The following is an 11,076-nucleotide window of genomic DNA, read 5'->3' on the forward strand; positions in this document are numbered from 1 at the left end:
CGGGTTTTGTACCATCGTGCCGTTGGAGCAGTGTCTGGAACAGGGAGTCGTAAAAGTCGGCCATTCTTGTAGGGAGATTCTGATACGACTTGTATGACCACACTAAATAGCTCCTCTTGAAAGGGAAACTGGCTTGCCCCCAGGATACCGGGTGTTGAAGAGAAACCGGTTACCCTGGAGGCGGAGCCATGGATGGCAGTCTCGCGTTGGGGCCGGCCGAACGCAAGCGGCTGATGGCGATGTTTCGGAAACATCCCGATCCGGAGGTTCGGCGGCGGGCCCAGATGGTGTTGTGGTTGGGGGATGGATGGACGTGGTCGCAGGTTGCGGCGGGTCAGTATTGCAGCAGTCGGACGATCGATCGCTGGAAGAAACGGTTCGAGGCCGGCGGAGTGGAGGCGTTGCTGGGTGAGCGACGCGGACGCGGCTCGATCTTTCCAGGGTGGATCGTGGCGATGGTGGTGAACTGGGTGACGAATTACTGCCCGACCGACTTCGGATTCTTGCGCAGTCGGTGGACGTGTGAATGCCTGGCGGTGTTGCTGTTGAACGTAGCGTCGATCCGGGTGGGCCGGGAGACGGTGCGGCGTTGGTTGCATCAAGAGAACCTGGTGTGGCGTCGTCCTCGGCCGGTGCTCAAACCCAAGGACCCACGCCGTGCGGCGATTCTGCGGGAACTGCGGCTTTTGCTGCGGAATCTGCCGCCGGACGAAATCGCGGTGTTCCAGGACGAGGTGGACATCAACACCAATCCGAAGATCGGGAGCATGTGGATGCGACGAGGTCAACAGTCCGAGTTGGAGACGCCGGGGACGAATCAGAAGCGGTATCTGGCCGGTTCGCTCAACTGGCGGACGGGGGATCTGATCGTGACCGAGGGGCTCAAGGGCGAAGGCCGCAACTCGGTGCTGTTCCTTCGTCATCTGGGAGACCTCCGCACACGGTTGCGGCGTTACCGACGGATTCACGTGATCTGCGACAACGCGATCTTCCACGACTGCCGTCTCGTCCGGGAATACCTGGCCGAGCACGACAACCGGATCGTGATTCACTTCCTGCCCAAATACGCGCCGGACTTGAATCCCATCGAGCGGATCTGGTGGCATCTGCATGAGGAGATTACTCGCAATCACCGCTGCCAAACGATGGATGAGTTGTTGGACTTGGTCTTCGAGTGGCTCGAACACCGCCGCCCCTTCGAGGTCGAACGAGATGCGTACATCCGATCCAAGGCCGCGTAGTCCACTTTCCCTATCGGGAGGAGCTATTTAGCAGGGTGACCATTAAGGGTGTGCAAAGTAGCTCTTTCAAATGCCGCGCGCGGCTTTCGATGTGTTTTATGAGCGTGTCCGCCCACTTCTCTCCCTCAGATAGTTTGTGTATGACAGTCTTGTATTCACTCCCCTTGAGATTCGAGAGTCTAACGACTGTAAAGTGGCTTGACATTTCGATGTGGTTATTCGGACGGGATGTGACGATGATTCTGAGTCGCTCGTGATCTTGAGCAAGGTCTTCGATATCGGTTAGCACGGAGTTCTTGAGTTTGTCTGGAACCTCGTCAAAGGCATCGAGTAGGAGTAGCAACCTTCCAGAATTAGCGAGGATATCGAAGAGTGCGTCGTCGAGATCGAGCTTTAGTGTCTTAAGGGCGGCAAATATTCGTTCTCGCAGATTGTGGCTTTCACCGATTCGCCGGAGTTCAAGAAAAAGTGGAATGTACTGCCCCAATGCGAGTTCATTGCAACAAAGGTATCGTAAGAGAATGGATTTTCCTTGGCCGGCAATACCCTGAATAAGAAAGTTCTCCTTTGGACCCAGGTCGGCGAGCGAGTGAACTTTGGTACGTTTTTGGCCTATCTCGACATGGGAATCGCAGTAGAATTCGTTCAGGTCAACTGCTTTATCGAGTTGCCAGATCGTTTTGACTTTTCTTATTTTTGCAATATTTGAATAGAGCTTGTCGATCTTGGAATCCGTATTCCATTGCTTGATCTTTGTTCCGGCGTTCTTCGATATGGCCGCGTAGACTTCGCCGACCACTTTCTTGAAAAGTACTTTCCCGGCGGCGATTGTGGTAGCTTCAGCAAGTGCCATGGCGGTATCTCCTCGGCAGACGGCGACCCGTGCACTAGGGCGTTCTGATTGTGGGGCGAGCATTGTGCACGACTGGCCTGCAGAGAGCAGTGTACACTTCAAGGGGATCTTCGCTAGTGCGAGGGACCGCCGTCCGCATGGCCCAGAACAGGGCGTTTGTGGCGGTTCATGATGTCTTGGATCATGCGCCACTTCGATGTCGGGGAGGTGGGGGGCCGCTACCGGTGGCGGGGTCCACCCGGGGGGACTGGACAACGGCTTTTGTCGCGCAGGCCTTCGGCCTGTTCGAGCAAGGCGGGGTCTTGGCCTACGGGCGATTATCGTTGGCGCTAGGTGCAAACAGGCGCTGGGGACGGGGGCTTTCCCGGAGGTATCAACGCCGAGGGGCGTCCGCGCTGGCTGAAGTCTGCAGCTCGCCCGGAAGGGTTGTTCAGCGCTTCGATCGGGCGTCATGGTATAGGCATGCGAACCGCGTGTCTTGCGACGCGCGAACCGCAATGCCCCACGAAACTACGAGTCTGAAGCGGCGGGCGTCGCTCGCCCGGCCGGGTGCTCCACACAACAGCCGACAAGACCGTACGCAAATCAGCGGTTCGGCATTGGAAATCAGTTGGCGGCGCAGTTATATTTATATTGCAGAATGGTTTGTATCGCCAACTAGACAGAGGAGTCGAGCCATGAACGACGTTTACGACGTTTCCAGGGTCGAAAAACGCGTGTTTCACGCCTACTGGCAGGACGGCCTGCTCGACATCCTGGCCGGCGTCTCTGTCATGGCCATCGGCCTGGGCTGGCTGCTCGGCGTGCTGGTGGCCGGCATGGGCGTGCCGATCGTCGCCATTTTCGTGTGGGGCGTCCTCCGCCGCCGGGTTACCGAGCCGCGCCTAGGACGTGTCACTTTCTCCGACTGGCGCAACCGCGAAATGAAACTCGGCATGATTGCCATCGTATCGCTCGGCATCGTGCTCTTCGGTTTCGTGGGCACGCGGATCGCACGTGGCGGTCCGCCGACGCCACTCGCCCAGTGGTTCGCACCGGCCATACCGGCTTTCCTGTTGGTGCTACTCTGTCTTTCTTGCGCCGAAGCGCTGCGGCTCGGTCGCTTCGTCATCCATGCGCTCGCCTTCGCCACGTCCGGACTGATCGCAGCCGCCGTCGGTATCGAACCGGGCTGGTCGCTCATTCTGGCGGGTGCGTTTGTCGCCTGCTGGGGCGTGTACATGCTCAAGCGTTTTCTGCGTTCCTTCCCGCCGCTTCCTGCCGAACCGCTCGGTGACGCGTCATGAGAGCAACCCAGATCAACGCCAAAGACATCGCGGCGCTCGACAAGGTGCTTCACGAGCCCGGGCGCCTGGGAGTCGTCGCATGCCTTTATGTCGTGAAGGACGCGGACTTCGTCTTCTTGCAGAGTCAAACGGACATGACCGTCGGCAATCTCTCATCGCACTTGAAGCGACTGGAACAGGCCGGCTACGTGGCGGTGAAGAAGGAGTTCGTGGATGCCAAGCCGCGTACGGTCCTCTCGCTCACGAAATCGGGGCGGACCGCGTTCGATCGGTATATCGAAACGCTCAAGGTCATGTTGAGGGCCATCGGCTGATGCGTCGCAAGCTTCTCCAGGGATGAACATGCCCGTGGTTCACAAATACTCGACGCTGGAGACTCTGGGCGGACTGATCGAACGCCCCGGCGGAGCTTGAATCTGGGGAATTACCCTACGTCGAATGGCCGTTGTCGTCGGGTTCGACGACGGGGCGTTTTCGGCGTTTGGTGGTTCGCTTGGCCTTGGCCTTGGTGAAGGGGATGGTGAGCCGGTACGAACCGTCTTCCAGTTCGCTTTCGATGGCGAAGCCGGTCTTGTGGAAGACGCGGAGCATGGCGTGGTTTTCCATGAGGACGTCGGCCGTGAAGCCGGCGATGCCGTGGGCGCGGGCCGTTTCCGCCAGGGTGCTGATGAGGTGCGTGCCCACGCCGAGGTGCTGCCAGTCGTCGCGGACGAGGAAAGCGGCGTCGGCGAAGTTGGTTCGGGGGTCCTTGGAGTAGTGGGCGATGCCGATGAGTTCGGCCTGTTCGCCGGCGTCGGTCATGGCGACGAGGGCCATGTCGGCGTCGTAGTCGACGCGGAGGAATTCCTGGAGGCGTTCGTGGGGCAGGGACTTGATCATGCGGAAGAATCGGTAGTGCACCGACTCCGGCGAGAGTTTGTAGAACATCTCCCGCAGTCCGCCTTCGTCAGTGAGTTTGAGTGGGCGAATGAAAAGCCGCCGCTTGTCCTTGAGCGGAACCCACTTCTCCAGGTCTTCGGGATAGACCGGAGTGCTGACGGGCAGCTCGATCTGATCGGAATAGACCAGGTGGCGAGCCTTGGCCTCGGAAATCAGCCAGGGGCGGAACTTGGGATGGGCGATCTGGATGAGGGCCATGGCCCGTTCGCGGATGCTCTTGCCGTGGAGGTAGGCCGCGCCGTACTCGGTGACGATGTAGTGCACGTCGCCGCGGCTGGTGACGACGCCCGCGCCTTGTTTGAGGTAGGGGACGACGCGGGAGAAGGTTTCGTGGTCGGCCGTGGAGGGCAGGGCGATGATGGGCTTACCGCCGCGGGAGCGTGACGCGCCGCGGACGAAGTCCACCTGTCCGCCGATGCCGCTGTAGAACATGGTGCCGAGGGAGTCGGCGCAGACCTGGCCGGTGAGGTCGACCTCGATGGCGGAGTTGATGGAGATCATCTTGTCGTTGCGGGCGATGTTGAAGGGATCGTTGGTGTATTCCGTGGGGTGGAACTCGACGAGGGGGTTGTTGTCCACGAAGTCGTAGAGCTTGCGTGAGCCCATGATGAAGCTGGCGACGATCTTCCCGCGGTGGAAGGTTTTCTCGGCGTTGGTGATCACGCCGGACTCGACGAGGGGAATGATGCCGTCGCTGAACATCTCGGTATGGACGCCGAGGTTCTTGAAATCGTGCAGGTAGTGGAGCACGGCGTCCGGAATGGTGCCGATGCCGAGCTGGAGGGTGGCGCCGTCCTCGACCAGATTGGCGATGTGGCGGGCGATGCGCCGGGAGAGTTCGTCGGGTTCGCCCTGGACGGCCTCGAGCACGGGGCGGTCGCTGGGGACGAGGAGGTCGATGTCGCGTACGTGGATGAAGCAGTCGCCGAGGGCGCGGGGCATCTGGGCGTTGATCTCGGCGACGACGAAGTTGGCGGATTCGGCCGCGGCTTTGACGATGTCCGTGGAGACGCCGTAGCTGCAATAGCCGTGGGCGTCGGGCGGGCTGACGGCGATGAAGGCGACGTCGATGACGACGCGTCCGGAGCGGAAGAGTGCGGGGATCTCGGAAAGGAAGATGGGGGTGTAATCCGCCCGACCTTCCGCGACGGCGCGGCGGACGTTGGGCCCGATGAAGTACGCGTTGTGGCGGAAGCGGGAGCCAAAGCGCGGTTCGGCGTAGGTGGCCACGCCGAGGGTGAGAATGTGGACGATTTCCGTGTCGGCGAGGTCTTCGCGGTGGGCGAGGGCCTCGACGAGGGTCTGGGGCTCGCCGGCGCCCGATCCGATGAAGACGCGCTGGCCGTGGCGGACCACGGCCGCGGCCTGTTCCGGTGTGACGACCTTCTCCTGATAGCGGGTGGGCCATTCCAGTGTGGGGGCGGAAATCATCGCAGTCGCTCCTGCGTTCGTGTCTCGGAACTGTTGCATGTTTATCGGCTTCGCCGTCGGCCTATAACCATCGCGTAGGCGTGTCGTGAGATCGCGGGGAAAAACACGCGTCCTTTACAAATCAGGCAAATGCCGTGCCGTGGGAGAGAGGTTATCGCCCCGCCGAATGAAGTCTCGTTTTTCGAACGATTTCTCACGATGCAGCCGGGCATGGGGATGGGCCGGCAAAATCGGTCAGGGCTGATCGGCGAGTTGCGTCCAGGCGGAGGCCAAAGCGTCGTCGTCGCCGTTTCGGACGGCGTTCTGCCACTTCGTAATGCTGGAAACAACGGCGGCGACAAGCGCCTTGATGTCAACGTTGCCGAGCCCGATGGGGCCGAGGGCCTCTTCCAGGCTGATCGGTTCGGTGGCGCCGTCGGCGATGTTGCGCGTCGCCACGCGTACGTTGATGCCCACGCCGGTAATCAAAGCCTGAATTGATCCGTTTTGTACGACCGTTTCGGTGAGGATTCCCCCCAGTTTGCGGCCGTGGAGGTACAGATCGTTAACGGGCTTGATCCGCACGGGGAGCCCGGTCGCCTCGGCGAGGACCCGGGCGCAGGCGACGCCGGCCGCGCGAGTGTAGTCGGTGGTGAGTCGGGCGGGGGTTCCGCCGGCGGGCTGGACGACCGTGAGGTAGATCCCCGCGTCCTTCGGTGAGGCCCAGGTGCGTCCGCGCGTGCCTCGTCCGGCGGTTTGCTCTCGGGCGAGGATGAAGGCGTCTTCGCGGATGGTGCCGTCGCGGAGCAGGCGTTTGGCGGCTTCGTTGGTGGAGTCGACGTTGTCGAAGTGGAAGGACTGCATGGTGGGGATTTGTCCGGCGGGGCGGCGGGACTACTGCTCCGTTTTGCAGGTTGCCGGTCGGCGCGTCCACTGGTGGCTGGTGATGGGCCGGTCGATGTCGCGGGAGATTTCGGCGGCGGCGGTGAGGAGGCCGTCCAGGCGCACGCCGGTTTCGATACCCATGCGGTCCAGGAAATAGACGAGGTCCTCGGTGGCCAGGTTTCCTGATGCGCCAGGAGCGTAGGGGCAGCCGCCGAGGCCGCCTGTTGCGGCGTCGAAACAGGTGATGCCGTAGTGGAGGCCGGCAAGAACGTTGGCCAGCGCCGTGCCGCAGGTGTTGTGAAAATGAAGGGCCACGCGATCGCGGTCGATTGCGGCGAGCACCTCGTCGAGCACGCGCTGGACGTTGGTGGGCACGGCGCGGCCGACGGTGTCGCTGACGGCGATTTCGTCGCAGCCGAGATCAACCAAGGCCTGGCTGACTTCGCGAACACGCCGCGGGTCGATTTCGCCGGCGTAGGGGCAGACGAATGCCGTGGAAACGTAACCGCGGGCGGTGGCGCCGGCGTTGCGAGCGCGGCCGACGACAGTCTCGAACACGCGCAGCGACTCGTCCACGGACATGCGGATGTTGCGCTCGGTGAAGGCGTCGGAGGCGGCGGTGAAGACGGCGATGCGGCGGGCGCCGCAGGCGAGGGCGCGGTCCAGGCCGCGCTCGTTGGGGACGAGGGCGGAGTAGGTGACGCCGGGGGCGACTGGAAGTCGGGGATAGATTTCGTCGGCGTCGGCAAGCTGGGGAATGGCCTTGGGGTTGACGAACGAGGTTGCTTCGATTTCGCGCAGGCCAGCGTCGACCAGTCGGGCAATGAAGGCGAGCTTGCGGTCGGTCGGCACGGGGCGGGATTCGTTCTGCAAGCCGTCTCGCGGCCCGACCTCGACGATGCGAACTTGGCGGGGGAGTGCGGTCATGCTTCGTCGGGGGGTTCGAGGCGGGCGAGGAGTTCGCCCATTTCCACCATGTCGCCCACTTTGCAGAGGACGTCCTTCACGCGGCCGGGGGAGGGCGACGAAATGGTCATTTCCATTTTCATGGATTCCATGACGATCAGGGGGCGGTGAGCCTCAAAGGCGTCGCCCGGTTCGACATCGATTTTGAGGATCGTCCCGGGCATGGGGGCGGTGAGGGTGTTGGTGGCGGCGGCCTCGGCGGTGGCGGCGGCGCGGCGGGCGGTCATGGGGACGAGTTCGAGGCGATGGCGCCGGCCCTGGACCCAGACCTCGATGGTGTCGCCGGTACGCGCCGCGAAATAGGGCACGACGCGGCCCTGGAGGCGGAGCCAGCCGGACCAGGGGGCGAGGGTTTCGACCTCGACCTCGGCGTGACGGTCGCCACGCTGGAAGTGGTAGGCCTCGCGGGCGAGCTGGTCGGTGCGATCGATGAGGATCTCGATCGGTTCCGAGCCGGGAGGTTGGAGTTTCAGGCGGTGCATGGGGCGGTGCCGTGGTCTTGGGATCGGTCCTGTTCGTCGCCGGGCAGTCCCTCGGCTGTTGAATGTAGTGTAGTCGGGAGGCGCAAGACCTGGAAAGGGAATCTGCGCAGAACGACAGCGCTCCTCTCAGAATGCAGAACCGACAGGCGTTTTCAGCTACTTGTGCTGGCTGGAAGACAAGTCCGTTTGGGCGACTCAGGCGGTTGCGGAGATCGGTCGGCGGCGGAAGCTCAGCTTGCCGGCGACCAGCAGCGTCAGGGCCAGAGCCGCGGTACCCCACGCCGAGACGGTTGGGATCTTGCCGATGCAGGCCTTCACACAGGTGTCGCCCATGCCGCAATCCGCGTCACTGTCGCAGTGAGCGCCGGTGCTCGAGCAGACCTCGGTGCCGAAGACGTTGTCGTCGACGCCCGGGCAGTTGTCGCACATGTCGTCGACGCCATCGGCGTCGGTGTCGCCCAGGCAGGCCGACAGCGCTCCGTTGAACGTGCCGCCAAGACTCGCGCAGGTTTGCCCCAGAAGCGGCTCAAGGCAGTCCTTGTCCGGCAGGCAGCAGGCCCCGCAAAGATGATTGTCCGGGTGCGTGCACGTGCCCGAACCGTCGCAGATATCGCGAGTGCATTCGTTGGTGTCGTCCGGGCAGGAAGTGCCATTCGGTGCCAGCAGATCGGGCGGGCAACTCGGATCGACGCCGGTGCACAGCTCATTCAGATCGCACGCGTTCACGGCCGATCGGCAGACGGTGCCGCCGGGTTCGAAAGAGTCCACCGGGCATTCGGGATCGGCTCCGGTGCAGTATTCGGGCGTATCGCAAAGGCCTGCAGCCGGACGGCATTCCGCGATTGATGGGTCGAGCAGGTCTGTCGGGCATTCGGCGGAAGTACCGGTGCAGTGTTCCTCTGGGTCGCACGAACCGGCTGACAGGCGGCAGACATTTGGAGTGCCCACGCCGTCCAATTCCGGAAGAAACTCATCGGTCGGGCACTCGGGACTCACGCCGTCACACATCTCTTCCACGTCGCAAGGACCCGCGACCGGGCGACAGAGGGTGTCGGCGGGCTCGATGATGTCGGGGGGACAATCGGGTTCAACGCTCGTGCAGAATTCCGCGACGTCGCACGGGCTTATTGCCGGGCGACATGCGGTCGTGGCCGGCTCGTAGTTGTTGATGCAACTACCTGCGCCGTCGCAGATGTCGGCGTTGTCGCAGGGGCCCTCGGGAACCTGGTTGCCGCATGGCGTACCGGCCGTGCGAAACTCGTATTCGCAGCTTCCGTCGGGGAGTTCAACGTCGACGGTGCAATCGTTGCCGTCGTCGCACGGCGGATTCAGGTCAAACAGAATTAGAATGCCTTCGAGATTCGGACCGGGCAGGGGATGGGCGAATTGGTCGGTGGCAAAGGTCAGTAGCGGGTCGTTATCCATGATGATGTTGACCAGACCCTTCATCAGAGGCTCGGCTGTGAGCAGGGTAGAGCCCATGTAGCGGGGTTGAGAAGGGGTTGTGTCGATTGCGCCGGACAGATAAGTGGCGACGAGTACTACCTCAGCTGCTTGACCGAGTACAGCCGTACTGACAACGGCGGTCAATCCAGCCATAAGGAAGTCCGTCCGGGTGTTTTCGATGAAAACGATCGCATCCGTCCTGCACAGGTTTGTCAACGGATTGCAGATGCCGAGTTGGGCGCACGTGCAGGACCCGATGAAGCGATACCCGGGAGCGCAGGCACAGTTGTTCACGGGCGGGCTGAAGTAATTGCATGTCGCAGGCGTGCAGGGGATCTCCGCGAGGTTGAAGCGACCGAAGGAACCCGCACCGGTGGCTGCATAAGTCGCTCCGTCGATGTGAAACTGTACCAAGCCCAACAGCGGATAAGGGCGGCATACATCGGGGATACAAACACCAAAGCCACTGGAAGCACAGGAACTATCGGTAGTGCACTGGAAGCTGCGGTTTCCCGAGCAGTGTTTTGCTGTGCAACTGTTAGGTATCGTTGTGCAGGCGCTGTCGTTCTCGCAAACGCCGACTGCTACATTGGCGTCCCAGTTGCGAACGAAGGCGTCGACCTTGATCGTATCGCCTGGGGAGATGTCGCCGTTAGACTGGACGAGCGACGTGGCTTTTGTACAGCGAAGGCCTTCGCCGGTCACCATCTGGCAGGTGCCGTTTCCGGGGCATTCGGCATCGCTCGCGCAGGGAATGTTTCGAAGAACCTGCCCGTTGATCGCCGCGACTTCGAGAGAAAAAACGGGAACAGCCGTTTGGGCCCGCACCTCGATGCCGCTTGACATCAGCAAAGCGCCCGTCGCGAGCAGGGGGGTCAACGAAGATACTGGCGATATTGACTTTCGGTGTTTCGAGGTCACAGGGGAACTCCCTTGGCGGATGACTTTCGATGGGGTGGTACGCTGGAGAACACAATGATAGTCATTGTGCGTTCGAGGAACAAGTGAATTCCTCGCTGAGATGGTTAAGAAGTCTTAATGTGTTTTCTGCTTGGGCTACTGGGTGACCGGGGCAGCCGTTACCGGTGCGGCGGCGAAGGTTCCCTCCCAGGGTGATGAGGCGGTGGCGTAGCGTTTGCGGGGGATGCGGCCGGCGCGGTAGGCGAGGTGTCCGGCTTCGCAGGCGTGGGCCATGGCGGCGGCCATGGTTACGGGGTCCTTCGCGCCGGCGATGCCGGTGTTGAGGAGGACGCCGTCGGCGCCCAGTTCCATGGCGACGGTGACGTCGGAGGCCGTGCCCACGCCGGCGTCGACGATGACGGGATAGTCGGGGTCGCCTTCCTTCAGATACTCGAGGCAGAGGAGGATGTTGGCGGGGTTGAGGATGCCCTGTCCGCTGCCGATGGGCGAGCCGAGAGGCATGACGCTCTTGGCGCCGGCGTCCTTGAGCCGACGGGCCATGATGGGGTCGTCATTGGTGTAGGCGAGGACTTCGAAGCCGTCCTTGACGAGTTCGACGGTGGCTTCGAGCGTGCCGACGGGATCGGGCAGAAGGGTTTTCTTGTCGG

General features: G+C 62.1%; 10 protein-coding genes. 3 read left to right on the top strand and 7 right to left on the bottom strand.

Going from position 1 to position 11,076, the window contains the following annotated elements:
- Nucleotides 1-188: 188 nt before the first annotated feature.
- Complete coding sequence (locus tag J5J06_07415; GenBank protein MCO6436899.1) at nucleotides 189-1,241, top strand: IS630 family transposase; 1,053 nt, start codon at nucleotides 189-191, stop codon at nucleotides 1,239-1,241.
- Nucleotides 1,242-1,251: 10 nt separating this feature from the next.
- Here J5J06_07415 and J5J06_07420 read toward each other — a convergent pair whose 3' ends face one another.
- Complete coding sequence (locus J5J06_07420) at nucleotides 1,252-2,094, bottom strand: NACHT domain-containing protein (protein ID MCO6436900.1); 843 nt, start codon at nucleotides 2,092-2,094, stop codon at nucleotides 1,252-1,254.
- Between the two features lie 677 nt (nucleotides 2,095-2,771).
- Here J5J06_07420 and J5J06_07425 point away from each other — a divergent pair.
- On the top strand, nucleotides 2,772-3,380 hold the full coding sequence (locus J5J06_07425; GenBank protein MCO6436901.1) for a hypothetical protein: 609 nt from the start codon (nucleotides 2,772-2,774) through the stop codon (nucleotides 3,378-3,380).
- Nucleotides 3,377-3,694: a transcriptional regulator gene (locus tag J5J06_07430; GenBank protein MCO6436902.1), complete on the top strand. Its 318-nt coding sequence runs from the start codon at nucleotides 3,377-3,379 to the stop codon at nucleotides 3,692-3,694. The genes J5J06_07425 and J5J06_07430 overlap by 4 nt, the downstream gene beginning before the upstream one ends.
- 115 nt (nucleotides 3,695-3,809) lie before the next feature.
- Here the strand turns inward: J5J06_07430 and J5J06_07435 are convergent, their stop codons facing one another.
- The 6 genes from J5J06_07435 to J5J06_07460 all read right to left on the bottom strand — a co-directional run.
- Nucleotides 3,810-5,750, bottom strand: coding sequence for a GNAT family N-acetyltransferase (locus J5J06_07435; protein ID MCO6436903.1), 1,941 nt, complete (start codon nucleotides 5,748-5,750; stop codon nucleotides 3,810-3,812).
- Between the two features lie 234 nt (nucleotides 5,751-5,984).
- The gene (locus J5J06_07440) at nucleotides 5,985-6,593 is read right to left on the bottom strand and encodes a biotin--[acetyl-CoA-carboxylase] ligase (GenBank protein MCO6436904.1); all 609 of its coding nucleotides are present in this window, start codon (nucleotides 6,591-6,593) and stop codon (nucleotides 5,985-5,987) included.
- Between the two features lie 30 nt (nucleotides 6,594-6,623).
- The gene (locus tag J5J06_07445; protein MCO6436905.1) at nucleotides 6,624-7,541 is read right to left on the bottom strand and encodes a hydroxymethylglutaryl-CoA lyase; all 918 of its coding nucleotides are present in this window, start codon (nucleotides 7,539-7,541) and stop codon (nucleotides 6,624-6,626) included.
- Nucleotides 7,538-8,062: an acetyl-CoA carboxylase biotin carboxyl carrier protein subunit gene (locus J5J06_07450; GenBank protein MCO6436906.1), complete on the bottom strand. Its 525-nt coding sequence runs from the start codon at nucleotides 8,060-8,062 to the stop codon at nucleotides 7,538-7,540. Before J5J06_07450 ends, J5J06_07445 begins: the two co-directional genes overlap by 4 nt.
- A 195-nt stretch (nucleotides 8,063-8,257) precedes the next feature.
- Nucleotides 8,258-10,354 (bottom strand): hypothetical protein, encoded by a 2,097-nt coding sequence (locus tag J5J06_07455; protein MCO6436907.1) that lies wholly within the window; start codon nucleotides 10,352-10,354, stop codon nucleotides 8,258-8,260.
- Between the two features lie 210 nt (nucleotides 10,355-10,564).
- A partial coding sequence (locus J5J06_07460) for a thiazole synthase (GenBank protein MCO6436908.1) occupies nucleotides 10,565-11,076 on the bottom strand: 512 nt, incomplete at its 5' end.

The organism is Phycisphaerae bacterium, assembly GCA_024102815.1.
Taxonomy (GTDB): Bacteria; Planctomycetota; Phycisphaerae; order UBA1845; family UBA1845; genus JAGFJJ01.